General features: G+C 73.2%; 11 protein-coding genes and 1 pseudogene. 4 read left to right on the top strand and 8 right to left on the bottom strand.

What is annotated here, in order from left to right:
• Entirely contained in the window at nucleotides 1–3597 is a 3597-nt protein-coding gene (locus ACFVXE_RS25565) for a UvrD-helicase domain-containing protein (RefSeq protein ID WP_389674436.1), read from the bottom strand.
• 151 nt (nucleotides 3598–3748) lie between these two features.
• Between ACFVXE_RS25565 and ACFVXE_RS25560 the strand changes: the two are divergent.
• Nucleotides 3749–3922: pseudogene (locus ACFVXE_RS25560) on the top strand (SAM-dependent methyltransferase); the annotation flags it as partial.
• A 28-nt stretch (nucleotides 3923–3950) separates the two neighbouring features.
• On the opposite strand, the gene ACFVXE_RS25555 reads toward ACFVXE_RS25560, so the two are convergent.
• Both ACFVXE_RS25555 and ACFVXE_RS25550 read right to left on the bottom strand, forming a co-directional pair.
• Nucleotides 3951–7367, bottom strand: coding sequence for an ATP-dependent helicase (locus tag ACFVXE_RS25555; RefSeq protein WP_389674435.1), 3417 nt, complete (start codon nucleotides 7365–7367; stop codon nucleotides 3951–3953).
• 208 nt (nucleotides 7368–7575) lie between these two features.
• The gene (locus tag ACFVXE_RS25550) at nucleotides 7576–8004 is read right to left on the bottom strand and encodes an MGMT family protein (RefSeq protein WP_389674457.1); all 429 of its coding nucleotides are present in this window, start codon (nucleotides 8002–8004) and stop codon (nucleotides 7576–7578) included.
• 236 nt (nucleotides 8005–8240) lie between these two features.
• Here ACFVXE_RS25550 and ACFVXE_RS25545 point away from each other — a divergent pair, with 236 nt between their 5' ends.
• From ACFVXE_RS25545 to ACFVXE_RS25535, 3 genes are all read left to right on the top strand, one after another.
• On the top strand, nucleotides 8241–11003 hold the full coding sequence (locus ACFVXE_RS25545; protein WP_389674433.1) for a lysylphosphatidylglycerol synthase domain-containing protein: 2763 nt from the start codon (nucleotides 8241–8243) through the stop codon (nucleotides 11001–11003).
• A gap of 77 nt (nucleotides 11004–11080) precedes the next feature.
• Nucleotides 11081–12754 carry an alpha/beta fold hydrolase gene (locus tag ACFVXE_RS25540; RefSeq protein ID WP_389674431.1) on the top strand — a complete coding sequence of 558 codons (1674 nt, stop codon included), beginning with the start codon at nucleotides 11081–11083 and terminating at the stop codon, nucleotides 12752–12754.
• 117 nt (nucleotides 12755–12871) lie between these two features.
• On the top strand, nucleotides 12872–14452 hold the full coding sequence (locus ACFVXE_RS25535; RefSeq protein WP_389674430.1) for an alpha/beta hydrolase: 1581 nt from the start codon (nucleotides 12872–12874) through the stop codon (nucleotides 14450–14452).
• A 65-nt stretch (nucleotides 14453–14517) separates the two neighbouring features.
• On the opposite strand, the gene moeZ is transcribed toward ACFVXE_RS25535, so the two are convergent.
• The 5 genes from moeZ to ACFVXE_RS25510 form a co-directional block, all read right to left on the bottom strand.
• Nucleotides 14518–15696, bottom strand: coding sequence for an adenylyltransferase/sulfurtransferase MoeZ (gene moeZ, locus ACFVXE_RS25530; RefSeq protein ID WP_389674429.1), 1179 nt, complete (start codon nucleotides 15694–15696; stop codon nucleotides 14518–14520).
• 85 nt (nucleotides 15697–15781) lie between these two features.
• Nucleotides 15782–16591, bottom strand: a complete 810-nt coding sequence (locus ACFVXE_RS25525; RefSeq protein WP_389674428.1) for a spherulation-specific family 4 protein — start codon at nucleotides 16589–16591, stop codon at nucleotides 15782–15784.
• Entirely contained in the window at nucleotides 16579–17544 is a 966-nt protein-coding gene (locus tag ACFVXE_RS25520; RefSeq protein WP_389674426.1) for an NAD-dependent epimerase/dehydratase family protein, read from the bottom strand. The genes ACFVXE_RS25525 and ACFVXE_RS25520 overlap by 13 nt, the downstream gene beginning before the upstream one ends.
• Nucleotides 17545–17699: 155 nt before the next feature.
• The gene (locus tag ACFVXE_RS25515; RefSeq protein ID WP_389674455.1) at nucleotides 17700–19193 is read right to left on the bottom strand and encodes a hypothetical protein; all 1494 of its coding nucleotides are present in this window, start codon (nucleotides 19191–19193) and stop codon (nucleotides 17700–17702) included.
• 292 nt (nucleotides 19194–19485) lie between these two features.
• Complete coding sequence (locus tag ACFVXE_RS25510; protein ID WP_389674424.1) at nucleotides 19486–21246, bottom strand: DUF3492 domain-containing protein; 1761 nt, start codon at nucleotides 21244–21246, stop codon at nucleotides 19486–19488.
• Between the last annotated feature and the right edge of the window lie 100 nt (nucleotides 21247–21346).

The following is a 21346-nucleotide window of genomic DNA, read 5'->3' as shown; positions in this document are numbered from 1 at the left end:
CTATCGGCCTGTGGAAGGTGGCTCGTCCAACAGGATGCGTTCCAGTTCTGCCCGGCCCGGCAGGCCGGTGGGGTGGACGGCTTCTCCGGTGCGGACGAAGAGGAACGTGGTGGTGACCGCTTCGAGTGGTACGTCGTGCAGCTCGGCCCAGGCGAGGCGGTAGACGGCCAGCTGCAGCGGGTCGGCGGTGGGCACGGCCGGGACGCCCCGCGAGCTGTGGGGGACGTTGCGGGTGGTCTTCCAGTCGACGATCTCGTACCTGACGCCGTCCGCGCCCTCGGTGCGGTACACGGCGTCGATCCGGCCCCGGACCACCCGGCCCGCGAGGGTGATCTGGAACGGCGTCTCGACGCGGTACGGGGTGCGGCGCGCATAGGAGGTGCGCTCGAAGGCCTCCTTGAGCGCGGTGAGATCGCGCTCGTCCGCGATGTCGGCGTCGCTCCCGTCCGCTCCGGGGAGCTCGTCGGGGCCGAGCATGGGCAGCGGCAGTTCCTCGAAGCGGGCCTCGACCCAGGCGTGGAAGCGGGTGCCGCGGCGGGCCGCGGGCGCGGGCGGTCGGGGCATGGGGCGGGCCAGCTCCCGGGCGAAGCCGTCCGGGTCGTCGGCCAGACGCAGCAGCTGGGTGGCGGAGAGCGAGGCCGGCACCAGGACCTCGCGGACGGTGGCGCGGGCCCGGCGCAGCTCACCGGCGAGCGCGTCGAGGTCACGGTCCCAGGAGGCGAGGGTGCGGGACTCCTCGGGGGTGAGCAGCGACGGGGTACGGGCTGCGGGAACGTGCGGGGCCGGGAAGGGCGCGGTGCCGGATGGTGCGGGGGCGCGGGGCGTCAGGGCTCCGGGGGCCTCGGGGGACGGTCGCGTGCCCTGGTCCACGGAGGGTCCGTCCGGCCAGAGGTCCCGGTCCGCGGCCTCGTCCGGATGAGGCTCCTCGTCGAAATACGGCTCCCCGTCCGGGAAGCAGGGCTCGGCGTCCGGGTACGGCTCCTCGTCCGGGTACGGCTCCTCGTCCCGGAAGAGGCCGTCGTCCGCGGAGTCGCCCGCCGGTACGGGATACGCCCCGGGCGCCGCGCCCGCCGCCGATGCCCCGGCCAGGGTCTCCAGGTGGGCCAGCACCGTGTCCGCGGCGGCGCGGCGGCGGGCCAACGCCGTGTCGTCCAGCGGCAGCGGCCAGGCGTGCTCGGCGGCCGCCGCGTCCAGCGCCGGGTTCTCCTCGTCCTCGGCCGGCTGGTCCGCCCATGCCTCGATCTCGCCGTGTCCGGCCGCACAGTGCTCGTACAGCGCCTGCAGGAAGTCCGACGGCCCGCGCGGCTTCTTCTGGGACGGGCCCCACCAGTGGCCGGAGCCGAGCAGCAGGGTGCGCGGCCGGGTGAAGGTGACGTAGCCGAGGCGGAGCTCCTCGGTGTGCTGGTGCTCCTTCATCTCCTCCTTGAAGCCCTTGAGCCCCTTCGCGTCCCAGGAGTGGATGACGGGCAGCGTGGGGGCGTCGCCGCGCAGCGCGTGCGGGAGGACCTTCGACTGGGAGGTCCAGGCATCGCGGGACTGGCCGCTCGGGAACTGTCCGGTCACCAGACCGGGCACGGCGACCACGTCCCACTCCAGCCCCTTGGACTTGTGGGCGGTGAGCACCTTGACGGTGTTCTCGCCGCCGGGCAGCGCGTTGTCCAGGCCCTTCTCGTACTGGGCGGCGGTGCGCAGGAAGCCGAGGAAGGCCAGCAGCGTGGCCTCGCCGTCGACGGCCGCGAAGCGGGCGGCCACGTCCAGGAAGTTGGCGAGGGTCTCGCGGCGGCGGGCGGCCAGGGCGTGCGGCGACGCGGAGAGTTCGACTTCGAGGCCGGTGGTGGACAGGACCCGGTGCAGGACGTCCATGAGGGGGTCGGCCAGTGAGCGGCGCAGCTCGCGCAGCTCGGTGGCGAGGCGGGCGAAGCGGACGCGGGCCTCGGCGGAGAACGGCAGCCCGTCGTCCTCGGCTCCGCCCGACTCGAGGAACGTGTCGAGGGCGTCGGCGAGCGAGACGACCTCGGCCGGGTCGGTGCCCTCGACCGCTTCGGCGAGACGGCGGTCGGGATCGACGTCGTCGTCGGCGTGGGCGGCCCGGTGGACCAGGAGGCGGGCGCGGCGGCCGAGGAGGGCCAGGTCGCGGGGGCCGATCCGCCAGCGGGGGCCGGTGAGCAGCCGGACCAGGGGGGCGTTGGCACCCGGGTCCTGGAGGACTTCGCAGACCGCGACGAGGTCGGCGACCTCGGGCAGGTGCAGCAGCCCGGAGAGGCCGACGACCTCGACCGGGATGTCGCGGGCGACGAGCGCCGCCTGGATCTCCGGAAAGTCCCCTGCGGTGCGGCACAGGACGGCGATCTCGCCGGGAGCCTTCCCGGTCCGTACGAGATGGGCGATCGAGTCCGCGAGCCAGCCGATCTCTTCGACGTGGGTGCGGAGCAGGGCACAGCGGACGATGCCGTCGCGCTCGGCGCCCGGGGCGGGGCGCAGCGCCTCGACGCCCTCGTGCATGGCGCGCAGTGGCTCGGCGAGCCCGTTGGCGAGGTGCAGGAGGCGTCCGCCGCTGCGTCGGTTCTCGCTGAGGGAGTAGCGGTCGGCGGGGGTTCCGTCGGCGTGCGGGAAGTGGCGCGGGAAGTCGTCGAGGTTGGCGACGGAGGCGCCGCGCCACCCGTAGATCGCCTGGCAGGGGTCGCCGACGGCGGTGACGGCGTGCCCGGACGCGGTGCCGTCGGGGCGGCTGCCGAAGAGCGCGGAGAGCAGCAGCCGCTGGGCGACGGAGGTGTCCTGGTACTCGTCGAGCAGGACGACCCGGAACTCGTCGCGCAGGATCGCGCCGACCTCGGGGCGGGTGAGGGCCAGCTCTGCGGAGAGCGCGATCTGGTCGCCGAAGTCGAGGAGGTCGCGGCTGCGCTTGGCGTCCCGGTAGCGCCGGGTCAGCGAGAGCAGTTCGCGGCGGGCCTCGGCGGTCTCGGGGATCTTGCGCAGCTCGGCGTTGGTGAGCTTGGCCGATTCCAGCGCACGGAGAAGCTCGGTGTCGTACTCAGCGAGCCGTTCGGGGCGGACGAGATGCTCGGCCAGCTCGGCGTCGAGCGCCAGCAGATCGCTGATCAGAGTGGGGAACGACCTGGTCAGGGCTGGGTACGGGCCGGGCGCCTCACGCAGCACGCGGGCCGCGAGCTGGTAGCGGGTGGCGTCGGCGAGGAGGCGGGTGGTCGGTTCGAGCCCTATCCGCAGCCCGTGCTCGGTGAGGAGCCGGCCGGCGAAGGCGTGGTAGGTGGAGATGCTGGGTTCGCCCGGCGGGTTGTCGGGGTCGATGACGTCCGGGTCGGTGACCCCGGCGGCAACGAGGGCCTTGCGGACGCGTTCGGCGAGTTCGCCCGCCGCCTTGTTCGTGAATGTGAGCCCGAGGACCTGCTCCGGGGCGACCTGACCGGTCCCGACCAGCCACACCACGCGTGCCGCCATCACCGTGGTCTTCCCCGAACCGGCTCCGGCCACGATCACCTGCGGGGCGGGCGGCGCCGTGATGCAGGCCGTCTGCTCCGGGGTGAAGGGGATCCCGAGGAGCTCCTTGAGCTGCTCGGGATCGGTGATACGTGGGGACACCTCATAGAGGCTAACCGGGCACACCGACAACGTGCGGGGGCCGGCAGGAGTCCGGGGAGTGCCTCGTTCGCGGGGCCCGGCCGGTCCAGGCTGAGGACTGATCACCGGCGACCGCGTGTGACCGCTCCAACAGCCTTACGAGGAGGGTCACATGAGTACCGACGCACCCGCCGCTGACTCCGCCGGGATCAGGAGGAGGACCGATACGACCGGGGCGCATCCCGCCCGGGTGTATGACGTATTCCTCGGCGGCGAGGACAACCACCCCGCCGACCGCGAGGCTGCGGCCATGGCGCTCCCCGCCGATCCGCGGGGGTACCTCACGCCCGACCGGGTCCGTGGTCAGGCGGCTCTCATTCCAGGACGTGCCGGCCTTCCGGCTGTGCGCTGCAGGACGCCCGGAAGGTGCAGTGGGTGCAGTGCTGGCCGGTCGACGGGGTGAACCGTTCGTCCAGGACCCGGCCGGCGGCCGTGGCCAGCAGGTCGGAGACCCACTCGGTGGCGGGCGGCTCCTGGGCCTGCACCTTGGGGAGGGCGTCGCCGCCCTCCTTCTTCGGTGCGGGCTGCCGCAGCTGTACGAGTTCGGCGCCGCCGGAGAGGGGACGGTGTCCCTCGAAGACGTCGTCGACCGCCCCCGCCCGTACGGCCAGCTGGTAGACGGCGAGCTGCGGGTGGCGCGCCACCTCGTCCTTCGTCGGGGCCTGCTTGCCGGTCTTGAAGTCGACGACGTACGCCCGGCCCTCGGCGTCCTGTTCGACGCGGTCCATGGAGCCGCGGATCCGTACCTCGTACTCCCCGGCCTCCAGCGTCACGTCGAAGTCGTGCTCGCTCGCCGCTGGGGTGCGGCCGGTGCGGTCCATCACATGCCAGCGCAGGAAGCGTTCGAGGGCCGCCCTCGCCTGGTCCTTCTCCTGCTGCGACTTCCAGGGGGCGTCGAAGACCAGCCCGTCCCAGACCGAGTCGAGACGCTCCATGAGGACCGCCAGATCGGCGGGGGTGCGGCCGGAGGCGACTTCGTCCGCGAGTACGTGCACCACGTTGCCGAAGCCCTGCGCGGCCGTCGCCGGAGCGTCGGCCTTCACCTCGCGGCCGAGGAACCACTGCAGCGCGCAGACGTTGGCGAGCTGGTCGAGCGCGCTGCCCGACAGCGCCACGGGGTGGTCCCGGTCGCGGAGCGGAACGGCCGAGCGGGTCGGCTCGTACAGCCCCCACCAGCGGTACGGATGGGCCGACGGCACGAGCGGCTGACCCTCGTCGTCCGTGAGCGCGGCCAGCCGGGCCAGCCGGCGGGCGGCTTCGTCGCGCAGGGCGTCGGAGGCGTCGGGGTCGACGGTGGTGGCGCGCAGTTCGGCGACGAGCGAGGCGACGGCGAGGGGGCGGCGCGGGCGGCCGGTCACATCGCGCGGTTCGACGCCGAGCTCGGCGAGGAAGCGGGACGGCTGGTCGCCGTCGTCGGCGGGGGCCTTCACGGCGGTGACGATCAGCCGTTCCCGGGCACGGGTCGCCGCCACGTAGAAGAGGCGGCGCTCCTCCGCGAGGAGGGCGCCCGGGGTGAGCGGTTCGGCGAGGCCGTCGCGGCCGATCCGGTCCGCTTCGAGCAGCGAGCCGCGCCGGCGCAGGTCGGGCCAGAGGCCCTCCTGCACACCCGCGACGACCACCAGCCGCCACTCCAGCCCCTTGGACCGGTGCGCGGTCATCAGGCGCACGGCGTCGCGGCGCGCGACGCGCTTGGAGAGCGTGTCCGCGGCGATGTCCTGCGCGTCGACCTCTTCGAGGAAGTTCAGCGCGCCCCGGCCGCCGGTGCGTTCCTCGGCGCGGGCCGCGGTCTCGAAGAGCGCGCAGACGGCGTCGAGGTCCCGGTCGGCGTTGCGGCCGCCCGCCCCGCCGCGCAGCGCGGCCCGTTCGAGCCGTCCCGGCCAGGGTGTGCCGGCCCACAGCTCCCACAGGGCCTCCTCGGCGGTGCCGCCGCCTTCGAGGAGCTCACGGGCGCTGCGCAGCAGGGCACCGAGGCGCTGGGCGCCGCGGGCGTACGCGGGGTCGTGCACGACGAGGCGTTCGGGCTCGGCGAGCGCACGGGCCAGCAGGTCGCCGGAGGGCGCCGGTACACGGTTGCCCGCGGCCCGCTCCTCGTCCCGCAGCGCCCGGCCGAGCCGCCGCAGATCGGCGGCGTCCATGGAACCGAGCGGAGAGGCGAGGAGGGTGAGAGCCGTCTCGGTGTCGAGCCAGGGGGCGGGGGCGGCGCCCTCCTCCGAGCCGGCCTCGGCCGGCGCGTCGTCCGCACGGGCGGCCGCCGGGTCACCCGCGGTCGGGGGCTCCGCGGCCGGAGGCTCCGCGGCCGTCGTGCGGTGCAGCGCCGCCGTGGCGACTGCGCGCAGGGCCGTCAGGAGCGGGGCCACCGCCGGTTCGTGGCGCAGCGGGAGGTCGTCGCCGTCGACCTCCAGGGGGACGCCCGCCGAGGTGAGGGCGCGGCGCACCGCGGGGATCGTGCGGCCGCCGGCGCGCACCAGCACCGCCATCTCGTTCCACGGCACGCCGTCCTCCAGGTGGGCGCGGCGCAGCAGGTCGGCGACGTTCTCCAGCTCGGTGGAGGCGGTCGGGTAGGTGTACGTCTCGACCCGGCCGCCCTCGCGGACCGCGGCGAGCTCCCGGTGGGCGCGCACCTTCGCCGACGGCAGACGTGTCAGCGGCATCCGGCGGGTGAGCAGCCGGGTCGCCTGCAGCAGCCCTGCGCCGGAACGGCGCGAGGTGGTGAGGACACCGACGGGGGCCGCGGCGCCGTCCGCCCGGCGGAACGTCTCCGGGAAGTCGAGGATGCCGTTCACATCGGCGCCCCGGAAGGCGTAGATCGACTGGTCCGGGTCACCGAACGCGATCAGGTCGCGGCCGCCCCCCGCTCCCGGCGCACTTCCGCGGTTGCCGGCCAGCGCGTGCAGCAGCCGTACCTGCGCCGGGTCCGTGTCCTGGTACTCGTCGACGAACACCGCGTCGTACGCCCCGGCCAGCAGTGCGGCCACCTCCGGCCGCTCGGCGAGGAGCACCGCCCGGTGGACCAGCTCCGCGTAGTCGAGCACTCCCTGCGCGTCGAGCACGTCCAGGTACTCGGCGAGGAACGCGGCGGCCGCGCCCCAGTCCGGGCGGCCGGTGCGGCGAGCGAAGTCGGCGAGGGCGTCCGGGCCGAGTCCCAACTCGCGGCTGCGGGCGAGCACCGCGCGTACCTCGTCGGCGAAGCCACGCGTGGTCAGGCAGGCCCGCAGTTCGTCGGGCCAGCGGATGTGCGCGGCCCCCTCCTGCTCCAGTTCGAGCTGGCCGGCCAGGAGCTCGCGGACCGTGACGTCCTGCTCGGGGCCGGAGAGCAGCCGCAGCGGATCGGCGAAGAGGTCGGCGTCCTGGTGGGCACGGACCAGGGCGTAGCAGAAGGAGTGGAACGTGGTGGCCTGCGGACCGCGGGCGGCGCCGAGCCGGGCCGCCATCCGGTCCCGCAGCTCCACCGCCGCCTTGCGGCTGAAGGTGAGGACCAGGATGCGGGCCGGGTCGCCGCCCCGGGCGACGCGGGCGGCGACCGACTCGACGAGCGTGGTCGTCTTGCCGGTGCCGGGCCCCGCGAGGACCAGCAGCGGGCCGCCGGGGTGATCAACCACCGCGCGTTGCGCTGCGTCCAGCAGGGGGGGATCCACGGAGCCCGGCCGGGTGCGCACCAGCCGGTACGCACCCGTGGTCCGCTGCCGTGCCTGACGGTGCGGACTGTGCCGGGTGAAGGAGGAGGAGCTCACGTGGATCGCCGGTCCTGGTGGGTGTGCTGGTGGTGAGGGGGCGGGGGTGCGTACCGCGAACTGTCGACGCTACGCCAGCGAGGGCGCGGACGTCGGCGGGTCCGCTGCGGCGATCGTCACGTTCCGCGTCGCGCGTCGATCCGCACCGCGCTTCTCGCACACCGTACGAGCCCGGCTCACCCGCCATCGGTCCGTATGACGGAAGCTGTCAGGTGTGAGCAGACCCGAATCCGGCCCGGTCCCCGCCGGTCACGCCGTCCCACCGTGCGCGCTTCATGTCCAGGCGCGGCAGATGGCCGTCCGCGCTGCGCGACGCCTCGCGCAGCGGGGTGCTCTCCTCGCGGTAGTGGTCGAGCGCCCGCAGTTCGTGGCCGGGCAGCAGGGCTCCGTCGGCGCGCACCACGCGCCACCACGGCACCGCCGCGCCGTACAGCGCCATGACCCGGCCGACCTGTCGCGGGCCGCCTTCGCCCAGCCACTCGGCGACGTCGCCGTACGTCATGACGCGACCGGGCGGGATCAGGTCGGTCACATCGAGTACGCGCTCCGCGTACTCCGGCAGCGCGTCGTGGTCCGGCAATGCGCCGGACGGCCGGTCGCCCGTCGGCCCGTCGCCACTCGTCCGGTGTTCGTTCATCCGGTCCATGGTGCCGCATGCCACCGACAGCCGGGCCGGGACCGGGGCAGGCCGTTCCGTGTCCGTGCGCTCACGGAGTGTGCGCGGGACAGCAAAGGAGCGTATCTTGCGCATCGCGCAACCGTGCAATGCACCCTGATGCCCCCCTCTGTCTCCGGACCGTGCCACCATCATGCGGGCGGTGACCGGTGATACGAGAAGACCAAGACCATTCAGAGGCGACGAAGGAGCAGGGCGTGCAGCCACCGAAGGCGGCGGACGCCTCTGATGCCGAGCCTCGCCCGGAAAAGGGGCAGGACCCGGCATCGGAGCATGGGAGCGAGCAGAAGCAGGGGCCGGAGCACGGGGCCGCCCCGCGGCATCCGGCCGGCTCCACCCTCTCGACCGTCGCGGCGGCCGAGCAGGCCGACCGCGTCTCCGGTGACGAGCCGCTGCTGCCCGCCCGTGTGCACCGGCCCTCCGACCTCATGCGGCTGCTCGTCGGCGTGCTGGCGATCGCCGTCCTGCTCTCCGTCGCCGCCTTCGCCCACGGCACGACCACCGGCCTCGAGAACGACATCAACAAGGGCACGGACCAGGCACCCGACCTCCTGATCAAGCTCGCCGGTCTGGTCTCCAGCATCGCCGTGCTGCTCGTCCCCGTCGCCTTCGCCATCGAGCGGCTGATCAAGCGCGACGGGCTGCGGATCGCGGACGGCGTCCTCGCCGCGGTCCTCGCGCACGGGGTGACGCTCGCCACCGACCTCTGGGTCGCCAAGTCCGCCTCCGGCACCATTCAGGACGCCCTTACCCAGCCGCAGCCCGGTGACGCGCTCACCGATCCGGTGCACGGCTACCTCGCACCCGTGATCGCCTACATGACCGCGGTCGGGATGGCGAGACGCCCGCGCTGGCGGGTCGTGCTGTGGGTGGTCCTGCTGCTGGACGCCTTCGCCATGCTCGTCGGCGGCTACACGACGCCGTTCTCGATCGTACTCACCGTGCTGATCGGCTGGTCCGTGGCGTACGGCACGCTGTACACGGTCGGCTCGCCGAACGTCCGGCCGACCGGTCAGCATCTGATGGCCGGTCTGCGCCATGTCGGATTCCGCCCGGTCACCGCGATGCGCGCCGAGGACACCCCCGACTCCGGTGACCCGAGCGACCGGGGCCGCCGCTATCTGGTCTCCCTGGAGGACGGCCCACCGCTGGATGTGACGGTCGTCGACCGTGAACAGCAGGCCCAGGGCTTCTTCTACCGGGTGTGGCGCAGGCTCACCCTGCGCGCCTTCACCCAGCGCCGGTCCATCCAGTCGCTGCGCCAGGCCCTGGAGCAGGAGGCGCTGCTCGCGTACGCGGCGATCGCGGCCGGTGCCGCCGCCCCCAGACTGATCGCGACCTCGGAACTCGGCCCGGACGCCGTGATGCTGGTGTACGAGCACATCGGGGGACGCTCCCTCGACGCGCTGGAGGACGCGGAGATCACCGACGACGTGGTGCGCGGCGCCTGGCGCCAGGTGAAGGCGCTCCAGTCGCGCCGGATCGCGCACCGCAGGCTCACCGGGGACGCGATGCTGGTGGGCGATTCCGGCACGGTGTTCGTCACCGATCTGCGCGGCGGCGAGATCGCCGCCGGTGATCTGGTGCTGCGGATGGACATCGCGCAGCTGCTCGCCACGACCGGTCTGCGGGTGGGCGCCGAGCGCGCCGTCGCTGCGGCGCTGGAGGTGCTCGGCCCGGACGCGGTCGCGGACTGCCTGCCGCTGCTCCAGCCGATCGCCCTCAGCCGCTCCACCCGGGCGGCGCTGCGCCGACTGGCCCGGGAGCGCTCGCAGCGCGAACGCGAGGCGGTGCTCGCGGCGTCGGACGCGGCGAAACTCGCCAAGGCCCAGGAACACCAGGCGGACAAGGCGCCCGCCGACCGTAAGGCACTCCGCAACGAGAAGCAGGCGGAGAAACGGGCCGAGAAGCGCGCCATAGACGATGCCCTGGACGAGGCCCGCGAGGAGGACCTGCTCACCCAGATCCGCCGCCAGGTGCTGCTGATCCGCCCGCAGGCGCCCGTCGAGCCGGTGCGGCTGGAACGGATCAAGCCGCGGACCCTGCTCAGCTTCATCGCCGGTGCGATCGCCGCGTACTTCCTGATCTCACAGGTCACGGAGGCGGACTTCGGTGCGGTCGTCGAGCAGGCGGAGTGGGGCTGGGTGGCGGCGGCGCTCGGGTTCTCGGCGCTCAGCTACATCGCGGCCGCGATGAGTCTGCTGGGGTTCGTGCCGGAGCGGGTGGCGTTCGGCAAGACCGTGCTGGCGCAGGTGGCCGGCTCGTTCGTGAAGATCGTCGCCCCGCCGGCGGTCGGCGGTGTCGCGCTGAACACGCGATTCCTGCAGCGTTCGGGGGTGCGTCCCGGGCTCGCCGTCGCGAGTGTCGGCGCCTCACAGCTGTTCGGGCTCGGCTGCCACATCCTGCTGCTGGGTGCGTTCGGCTATCTGACCGGCACCGAGAAGACCCCCTCCTCCCTCACCCCGTCGAGGACGGTGATCGCCGGTCTGCTGACGGTCGCGGTGCTGGTGCTGGTGGTGACCGCGATCCCGTTCCTGCGGAAGTTCGTGGTGACGCGGGTCCGGTCGCTGTTCGCCGGAGTCGTACCGCGCATGCTCGACGTCGTGCAGCGGCCGCAGAAGCTGCTCACCGGCATCGGCGGCATGCTGCTGCTCACCGGTCTGTTCGTGATGTGCCTGGACGCGTCGATCCGGGCGTTCAGCGGCCCCGACGTGCCGCAGCTCAGCTACGCGAGCATCGCGGTGGTCTTCCTCGCCGGAAACGCACTGGGGTCGGCGGCGCCGACGCCGGGCGGCATGGGCGCGGTCGAGGGTGCGCTGACGCTGGGACTGATCGCCGTCGGCCTGCCCAAGGAGGTCGCGGCGCCCGCCGTGCTGCTGTTCCGGCTGATGACCCTGTGGCTGCCGGTCCTGCCGGGGTGGATCTGCTTCAACCACCTCACCCGCAGGGGCGCCCTCTAGCTCCTGCCTGCGGTGGGTGCCACCCGCTTGGACCGGTGTCCCGTGCGGCGCCCCACGCCCCGTCGCACGATGGGGCGATGAGGACCTCCCCTGCCCTGCGCGCCGCGGCCCTCGCCGCCACCGCCACCATGCTGCTGCCGCTCACCGCCTGTTCGGGCAGTGGTGGAGACGCGTCCGCCGGCACGGACCGTACGCAGAACTTTCCGCACGCGGCCAACGCCGCCGACGCGTCCGTCCCGGCTGCGCTGGCCGCCCAGAAACTGACGTGGAAGCTGTGCCCCGCCCCGTCCGCGGCTCAGGGCGGGGGCACCGCTCCCCCTTCACCGCTGCCCGGCGGCGCGTCCGCGGGGCGGGGCGGACCCGCCAGGACCGCTCCCCCTTCACCGGCCCCCGGCGGTACCCCCTGGGAGTGCACCTTCATGAAGGTGCCGCTCGACTACGCGAAGCCGGACGGCGAGACGATCTCGCTGGAGCTCATCCGCGCCAGGGCCAAGGACCGGAGCAAGCGGATCGGCTCGCTGATCTTCAACTTCGGCGGGCCGGGCGCCTCCGGCGTCTCCACGCTGCCCGCGTTCGGCAACTCCTACGAGAAGCTCCGCACCCGTTACGACCTGGTGAGTTTCGACCCGCGCGGCGTCGGTCGCAGCGCGGGCGTGAAGTGCATGGACGACAAGCAGCTCGACGCACGTTTCGAGACCGACGGCACTCCGGACGACGCCGCGGAGGAGAAGGTGCTGGTCGCCGAGCAGAAGAAGTTCGTGGCGGCCTGTAAGAAGAACTCCGGCGCCGAACTCCCCTTCGTGGGCACCACCGACGCCGCCCGCGACATGGATCTGATGCGCCAGGTGCTCGGTGACGACAAGCTGCACTACTTCGGCATCTCGTACGGCACCGAACTGGGTGGCGTCTACGCCCACTTGTTCCCGAAGAACATCGGCAGGGCGGTGCTGGACGGGGTCGTCGACCCCACCGAGGACTACCAGCAGTCGTCCATCGGCCAGACGAAGGGCTTCCAGCTGGCGCTGGACAACTTCACCAAGGACTGCGCGGACCGCGGCGACGCCTGCCCGCTCCCCGGTACCACCACGAAGGAGATCGAGCAGGGGATCGCCGAACTCCTGGGCCGGTTGGAGAAGCAGCCGATCCAGGGGCTCGGTTCCCGGAAGCTGACCCAGACCCTGGCGATCACCGGTATCGCGGCCGCGCTCTACTCCAAGGAGACCTGGCCGCTGCTGGAGCAGGGCATCGACGAGGCGGACGGCGGGAGCGGCGCGCTCCTCCTCGCCCTCGCCGACTCGCTGAACGGCCGTTCCGAGAACGGCCACTACGACAACTCGACTGCCGCCAACACGGCCGTCAACTGTGTCGACTCCAAGCAGCGGTTCTCCCTCGACCGGACGAGGTCCCTGCTCCCGGAGTTCCGGAAGCTGTCGCGGATCTTCGGTGACTACATGGGCTGGGGGCTGATGCAGTGCACCGGCTGGCCGGTGCCGGGCGCCTGGATCACCCCGGACGTCAGCGCACACGGCGCGCCCCCCGTTCTGGTCATCGGCAACACGGGTGACCCGGCTACGCCGTACACGGGCGCGAAGGCGATGGCCGAGGCGCTGGGCAAGGGCGTCGGGGTGCAGATGACCTACAAGGGCCAGGGGCACGGCGCGTACAACAGCGGCAACGCCTGTGTGCAGAAGGAGGTGGGCGGCTATCTGCTGGACGGCAAGGTCCCCGCTGCCGGTACGGTCTGCCGCTAGGGGCTTTCGTTCGGATCGGGCCGGATCGCGGTGGCGGATCGGGCGAGCCCGGACGGATCCGAACGAGAGGCCGCTCCTGCGTGCCGCACGCAGGGGCACAGGGGAGGGACCCACACCATGGCTCACCATGCGCGTGCAGGGGCACTGGCCGCTGCCGCACTCCTGCTCACCGGGGTGCTGACGGGCTGCGGCGGGGGGACGGGGCCGGAGCCGGACGGCAAGCCGGGCGGCAGCGCCGCACCCTCGTCGGCCGGGCCGTCCCAGGAAGTGGACAAGAAGCCCGCGCTGCCCGCCCTGCCCGCGTCCCTCACCTCCCAACGGCTGGACTGGAACCGGTGCGGGGCGCCCGAGGGCGGCAGTGCACCGGGCTCCGCCTGGAGATGCGCCACGGTCGAGGTGCCGTTGGACTACGCGGAGCCGGCCGGCGAGCGGATCGGGATCGCGCTGATCCGTAAGGAGGCCCGGGTCAGAAGCCGCCGGCTCGGCTCGATGCTGTTCGACTTCGGCGGTCCCGGCGGCTCGGGCGTCTCGATCCTGCCGCACGCCGCCGCCTCGTACGGGAACCTCAACACCCGTTACGACCTGGTCGGTTTCGACCCGCGCGGGGTCGCGGCCAGCGCCGGGGTGACGTGCCGCAGCGACCGGGAGCAGGAGGACGCCGCCCGGAAGGTCGACATGACCCCGGACACCGCCGCGGAGGAGGCGGCGTTCATGAAGGACGGCGCGGATTTCGGCGCGGGGTGCGAGCGCCGCTCGGGCAGGGTCCTGCCGTATGTCGGTACGACGAACGCGGCCCGCGACATGGACCTGATCCGCCAGGTACTCGGCGACCGGAAACTCACGTACTTCGGCATCTCGTACGGCACCGAGCTCGGTGGCACGTACGCGCACCTCTTCCCGGAGAACGTCGGGCGTACCGTCCTGGACGGGGTCGTCGACCCGACAGCCGACGCGATCGGGCACGCCCGCAACCAGGCGACCGGTTTCCAGCGGGCGCTGGAGAACTACCTCAGGGACCGTGGCCAGGATCCGAAGGCGGGCACCCGACGCATCGCCCGGATGCTGGAACGGATCGACAGGAAGCCGCTGCCGACGAGTTCGGGCCGCGAGCTCGACGAGTCGTCGGCGATCACCGGCATCGTGACGCCGCTCTACTCCCGCAGCAACTGGCCCGAGCTGACGAACGCGCTGGACGAGGCCGAGAAGCGGGGCACCGGCGATCTGCTGCTGGAGCTGGCCGATTCGTACAACGGCCGTGACGCCAGAGGCCACTACGGCACCGAGAGCCACTCGCAGCGCGCCATCTCCTGTGCGGACAGCGCGCTCCGGCCGACGGCTGCCGAGGCCAGGGCGCTGCTGCCGGAGTTCCGGAAGCTCTCCCCGGTCTTCGGCCCGTTCCTGGCGTGGGACACGGCGGGCTGGTGCTCGCACTGGCCGGTGAAGGGCGAGCGCAGGACCCCGGAGGCCGGCGCTCCGGGTGCCGGTCCGATCCTGGTCATCGGTACGACCGGCGACCCGGCGACGCCCTACGAGGGCGCGCAGAGAATGGCGGACGAGCTGGGCCACGGGGTCGGCATCATGCTCACCAACAAGGGTGAGGGGCACGGCTCGTACGGTGTGAGCCGCTGCGCGACGTCGAAGGTGGACGCGTACTTCCTGAACGGCAAGGTGCCCGCGGACGGCAGCACCTGTTCCTGACGGAACGCCGCGGACACGTCGAAGGGCCGGCCCGCACAGTGCGGACCGGCCCCCTCGACACGTTTCTAGTACACCGGCTTCTCGGGCTCGATCTGGTTGACCCAGCCGATCACGCCGCCGCCGACGTGCACCGCGTCGGCGAAGCCCGCCGACTTGAGGACCGCGAGGACCTCGGCGCTGCGGACACCGGTCTTGCAGTGCAGGACGATGCGCTTGTCCTGCGGAAGGTCCTGGAGGGCGTTGCCCATCAGGAACTCGTTCTTCGGGATCAGCTTCGCGCCGGGGATCGAGACGATCTCGTACTCGTTCGGCTCCCGGACGTCGATGATCTCGATCTTCTCGTCCGCGTCGATCCACTCCTTGAGCTGCTTCGGAGTGATCGTGGAGCCGAGCGCCGCCTCCTGGGCCTCCTCGGACACGACGCCGCAGAAGGCCTCGTAGTCGATGAGCTCGGTGACGGTCGGGTTCTCGCCGCAGACCGCGCAGTCGGGGTCCTTGCGGACCTTGACCTGGCGGTACTGCATCTCCAGGGCGTCGTAGATCATCAGTCGGCCGACCAGCGGGTCGCCGACACCGGCGAGCACCTTGATCGCCTCGGTGACCTGGATGGAACCGATGGACGCGCAGAGCACGCCCAGCACGCCGCCCTCGGCGCACGAGGGGACCATGCCGGGGGGCGGCGGCTCCGGGTAGAGGCAGCGGTAGCAGGGACCGTGCTCGGACCAGAAGACGGACGCCTGGCCGTCGAAGCGGTAGATCGAACCCCACACGTACGGCTTGTTCAGCAGCACCGCGGCGTCGTTGACGAGATAGCGGGTGGCGAAGTTGTCCGTGCCGTCCACGATCAGGTCGTACTGGGAGAAGATCTCCATCACGTTCTCGGCTTCGAGCCGTACCTCGTGAAGGATCACGTTCACATACGGGTTGATGCCCAGCACCGAGTCCTTTGCGGACTCGGCCTTGGAGCGGCCGATGTCGGCCTGGCTGTGGATGATCTGGCGCTGCAGGTTCGACTCGTCGACCTCGTCGAACTCCACGATGCCGAGCGTTCCGACACCGGCCGCGGCCAGGTACATCAGGGCCGGCGAGCCGAGACCGCCGGCGCCGACACAGAGCACCTTCGCGTTCTTCAGCCGCTTCTGCCCGTCCATCCCGACATCCGGGATGATCAGGTGGCGGGAGTACCTGCGGACCTCGTCGACGGTGAGCTCAGCAGCTGGCTCGACCAGGGGTGGCAGCGACACAGGAACCTCAACAATGCAGGTGGTCGGTTTCTACGTACTTCGGCTACGTACGGTTGTTCTTGCCGTAACACTGCCACGCCCCCTCTCATTCCGAGATATCAGGTCCGATCCGCGAGACGATTTCGGCCCAGTATCCGGGCAGTGCCGCGAATGGATCGGTTCGTCCCCTGTCCGTCGTCCGCGTGGTCCGGTCGGTGAAGAAGATCGTGCCCGCGCCCTGCCAGCGGGCGATGCGCATGGCTTCCTCCAGATGGGTGCGCGGAACGCCGTGGACGAAGTGCGCGAAACGCTCCGGCGGGTAGTCGGCGGTCCACTCCGCCACCTGCGACCAGCGGTAGTCGGTCCAGGCTCCGGAGAAGGTGACCAGCTGGTCGGCGGCCTCCGCATAGCCGGGGTGCGGGTGGGTCCCGTGCCCGAGCACCAGCAGCCCGTCTTCGAGGAGCGTGGCGAGCGTGCCGGTGAGGCGGCGGACCGCGGGCAGGTCGGCCCGGTCCGCCGGGCACCGGTCGAGGTAGAAGCCGTCCACGCGGTACCAGTCGAGGAAGGACTGCGCGTCGGCGACGAGTTCGGCGAACGGGCGGTCGCCGTGGGCCAGGTCGAGGTGGCCCAGCAGGCGGCCGCCGGTCCGGACGGTGTCCTGCGCGGGCTCTGCGCGCAGGGCCCGTTCGCGGGTGTTGCGGAGCCGGCCCGCGGCTTCGAGGCAGTGCGGGTCCGGCCGGGCGCCGGGACCGGTGTCGATGTTGAGGACCACCCAGTGCAGCGGGGTGCCCGGGCGGGTCAGTTCGGCCCATTCGGTGGGCGCGAGCAGCGGGTGGGCGTAGCCGGGCACCCCGAAACCGAGTTGCTCGGCACCCCTGCTCCGGCGGGCCGTGCCGGCATGGGTCAGATGCGGCATGCCGCCTCCATCCAGATGTCGGCGAGGGACTCCTCGAGGTTGATACGCGGACGCCAGCCGAGCCGGTCGCGGGCGGTGCGGACGTCCGCCTGCTGCCAGGCGCCGCAGCCGTCGGGGTACGGGGAAGGGGTCGCCGAGAGGTGCTCGATGACGGATTCGGCCGAGGTGCGCGGGGTGCCGATGGGGAGCCGGGCAGGGGGTGTGTCCAGCTCGTGGAGTGCGCCGGGGTAGCCCGCGACCTTGGCGAGCACGGAGGCCGCGTCGCGGAGCCGCACGGCGCGCCCGGTGCCGATGTTGACGACGCCCTGCGCGGCGGAGAGCGAGGCGGCGTGCACCGCGCGGGCGACGTCCCGTACGTCGACGAAGTCGCGCTGCACCCCGAGACCGCTGAGCTTGAGCTCGCCGTCGCCGGCCTGCATGGCGCGGCGCATCGCCTCGGCGAGCCGGCCCAGCGGGGAGCCCGCCGGGGTGCCGGGGCCGACCGGCGAGAAGACTCTCAGCACGACCGCGTCGAGACCGGATCCGAGGACGAGTTCGGTGGCGGCGAGCTTGGAGACGCCGTACGGGCCGCCGGGGCGCGGGACGGCGTCCTCCGCGGTCGATGAGCCGGGCTGCGAGGGGCCGTACTCCGAGGAGCAGCCGACCTGGACGAGGCGGGCGCTGCATCCGCTGCGCCGCATCGCCTCGCAGACCGTGGCTACGGCGACGGTGTTGTGCCGGGTCAGGTCGCGGGCACCGCCCCGGGTGGCGCCCGCGCAGTTGACGACGACACCGGGGTGCACGGCGTCCAGGAAGCGGGTGAGCGCTCCGGGGCTGCCGCCGGCGAGATCGAACCGTACGTCGGCGTCGTCGCCACGGCCGAGCGCCGTCAGGTGCACGGCGGGGTCGGCGAGCAGCCGGTCGGCCACGAACCGGCCGAGGAATCCATTGGCTCCGAGCAGCAGAACCCTCATCGTGCGCCCCCTTCGTGCCGACGGCGGCCTGCCGGTGCGGGGGATTGGGGGGTCATGTCCGGTGTCTCCTTGGGGAGGTGGTGGGCGGTACGGGTCGGGGTCCCACGGCGTCGGCTCCGCGGGGGTCGTGCCGGGCGGTGGCTCTTCTTCGCAGGTCAGGCGGTGGTGTGGGCGGACGCCCTGGAGAGGGCGACGGTGGCGTGGATGAGCAGCCCGAGCGCCGCCGCGCCACAGGCGACGGCGGGTACCGCTCCGGTGCCGCCCGCCTCGATGACGGCGTCGACGGGGCGTGCGAGGGCGTGCAGGCCGGGCAGCCGTCCGGCCAGGATCAGGGCGGGTGCCGTCGCCTCGACGGCGCAGGCGGCGGCGAGTCCGGTGGTGGCCGGCTCCGGGAAGCCGTGGACGGTCAGCAGCCGGGCCAGCAGGAGCAGCACGCCGAGTGCGGCGGCCGCGAGGAGGTCACCGCCGCCGCCGTATCCGAGCTCGGCGAGTCGGAGCAGTCCGGCCAGGACACAGAGGAAGAGGGCGACCGCCCCGAAGAGGAGGGGGCGTACACCTGCGGCGAACTCCTCAAGCGCCCGGCTGCCGGTGAGCCTGCGGTGCGCGTGTACGGCGAACAGGTGGGCGCACCAGGCGGCGGGGGCGACGGCGAGCGCAAGCCCCAGCAGGGGTGCCGGGGTGATCGCCCAGGGCCCTTCCGGCCCCCCGCTGAGGACCTGTCCGAGCAGCGCCTGCCCGTACACGACGTAACCGAGCAGCCAGCACCCGTACAGGGAGGCCGCCGCCGAGGAGCGTCCCTCCGGCGCGCGCAGGGGGCCGTTCCGCAGACAGAGGGCGAGCCCGAGCACGGCGACGAGCGCTCCCGCGAGGGCCACGGTGAGCCGCGCCTGACCGCCGAGCCCTCCCTCGGTGAGTTTCAGGGTGACGGCGGTCGCGGTGCAGGCGGCGCCCGGCAGCAGCGCGAGGAGCGACCAGACGGCCCGCGTCTCGATGTCGCGCACCGCCGCGGGCGGCGCCGCCCGGCCGGGCTCCCCCGCCACGGCGGGCACCCGTGCGTAGAGCTCCTCGGCGAGCGAGAAGACATCGCGGTGCCGGTAGCGGGCGGCGGTGCGGTCGGTGACCCCGTGGGCTTCGAGCCCTGCGGCGATCTCCAGCGGATCGACGGCGCGTTCGCAGAGCTCGCGGTGGTGGTGCATGAGAGTTTTCACGGGGTCGACCGGACCGCGCCTGGCCGCGCTGGGCTTGCGCGCGGGTGCGGTGCGGGTGTGCGCGATCTCGGGGGCGCGGGCGGTGAGCGCGGCCTCGCCCTCGCCCTCGCTCCCGTCGCCGTGCTCGACGGTGTCCTCGCTCCCGCCGTCACGGTCCCCCTCGCCGTCCCCGTCGGTGCCCGGCTGCTTCTCCGGCCGCGTGCCCGCCGCGGCACCGGTGGCGGGCGCGGTGACGGCCACGTCCTCCACCGGCGCACCGGCCCCGGGAGCCACCGCAGCGGCCTCGGACCCGGCACCCGGATCGGTGGACGGGGAGCGGTCGAAGGACGGGGTGCGGTCGGTGGACGGGCACCCGGCCTCCGGCTCCCGCCCCTGGTCCGGGGCCGGGTCCCGCCCCGGGTCCGGCCCCATGGCCGCCCCTCCCGTCGCCGGGTGGTCCATCACCGCCACCTGTCCTGCCGTCGCAAGGCCCGCGGGCTCCGCCGGTCCTGCCGCTGCCCCGGGTCCCTGCGCGGACAACCCCCGGGCCGGGGCGGAGGTCTCCGTGAACCGCGGTCCGGAGACCGCGGTCCCCGGGTGGGAGTCCCAGCTGCCGCCGGTCGTCGGGGTGCCGACGGCGTCGAACGCCTCGGTCGGGCGGCCGCCCATGGCGATTCCTCCGTGATCTTCACTCAGTCCACCGGGCCGGCCGCCGAATCCACCCGGCCGGCCCTTTCCTCTCTCCACGTCCTGCTCACCCATCGCCGGCCGCCGTTCCGCGCACGCCCGCGCACACGCCCTCGACGGCCCAGCTCGGGGTGTGCGGGGGCGGCGTCGTCCAGCCGACCGGCACCCGGGCCTCGGGCGGCATGGCGAACGGGCGCGGGGCACCCTCCGCCTCCCTGCGCACCGGGGAGCGCGAGATCAGCTCCAGGTAAATGCCGCGAAATGCCGCAAGGTTCTGTTCGACGGTGAAGAGTTCGAGCGCGCGGGCGCGCGCCGCCGCGCCGAGGCGGGCACGGCGCTCGGGGTCGCGCAGCAGCGCGATGCATGCGTCGGCGAGCGCCCGGGGGTTGCGCGGGGGTACCACCAGCCCCGTACCGCCGATGACTTCGACGACCGCGCCGACGTCCGTCGACACGGTCGCCCGCCCGCAGAACATCGCCTCGACCAGGCTGATCGGGAAGCCTTCGACGACGCTGGAGAGGACGACGATCCCGCCCGCCGCGTAGGCATCCGCGAGGTCCGCGACCTCGGCTCCGCCGATGTCCTCGAAGGTGACCGGGTTGTCGCCGACGGCGTGTGCGTCGGCGGCCTCGTCGGGGAAGAGCTGGGCGGCGAGCGCCCGGCAGTGGGCCAGGTAGGTGGTGCCTTCGGCGCCCGGCGCCGGTGCGCCGATGATCCGGAGCCGGACCTCCGGCTCCGCCCTCCGGACGCCGGCGAAGGCGTGCAGCAGGGCGATCAGGTCCTTGGAGGGCTCGATCCGGCCCACCCAGACCAGGGTGTCGGGGCCGCAGTCGCCGTCGCTCTCCCCCAGCGTGGCGAAGCGGGCCGCCTCCATGCCGGGGTAGACGGTGCGCAGCTTGTCGTGGTCGGCGCCGCACCGTTCCTGCCAGCGGCGGGCGTGTGCGTTGCCGGGGGTGATGAGGTCGGCCTGCCGGTACACCTCGGAGGCGAGCCGTCCGTGGAAGGCGGCGAGCAGGGCGCGTACCGGCGTACCGAGCGGCGCACCGGTCGCGGCGAGGTAGTGCGCCCGCAGCTGCACACCGTGCTCGGTGACCAGCAGCGGGACGCCGAAGAAGCGTTTGGCCAGCAGCCCGGGCAGGGCCGCGACTCCACCGGAGGCCGCGTGGCAGAGGTCGACCGCGCCGAGACCCTCCTCGTCGTACCAGTCGAGCGAGAGGGGGCGCAGGACGCGGTCCAGCTCCGCGACGAAGGCGAGCAGGTCGGGGACGGTCGCGGCCTGCACGGCGCGCCCGGTGCCCGGTGCCCGGCAGGCTGCCTCCAGCACACGCACGGCGGGCTCGGAGCGCAGTGCCGCGGAGAGTCCGCCGTGTTCGCGGGCCAGTTCGGCGAGTCCGTAGAGCCCGGCCGTGAACTGTGCGTCGGCGGCGGCCGTCGCGGCCGCGTCGGCGCCTGCCTCGTCGGCCGTCCCCGTCACGCCCGCCGTACAGATCGACGTCGCGAGGGCCGTGAAGTGCGCCGCGAAAAGGCGTCGTTCGCGCCGCCCGTAGGACCGTGGGCCACCACCGGTCATCATCCGGGCGAGCAGCCCCTTGGGGATCCGGTGGCCGCTCCCGGCGTCCTCGTCGGCCGTCCAGAGCGGCGCCGTCCGTACCCGGCCGACCTGCGGCGGGAGCTGTACCCGGCCCTGTGCCTCCTGCTCGGCGGAGCGGCTCAGCGCGTACAGGTCGAACTCGTGCTGCGCGAGCCCGCGCACCAGACGGTCGCACCAGAGTCTGGACTCACCGGTCGCATACGGATAACCACCGTCGGTGAGGAGTCCGATCCGCACGAGTGCACCCCCGATCTCCCTTGTGGGCGGCCGCCGTTGGAATGGCGACTCACAGCGGGACGACCGTAAGCGGATACGCCGGTGGCGCGACGGACGGTTG

The sequence above is a fragment of the Streptomyces sp. NPDC058231 genome (genome assembly GCF_042882275.1).
Classification (GTDB): Bacteria; Actinomycetota; Actinomycetes; order Streptomycetales; family Streptomycetaceae; genus Streptomyces.
Note: the sequence above shows the minus strand (reverse complement) of the source record. Positions and strands in the feature narration are given on the sequence as shown.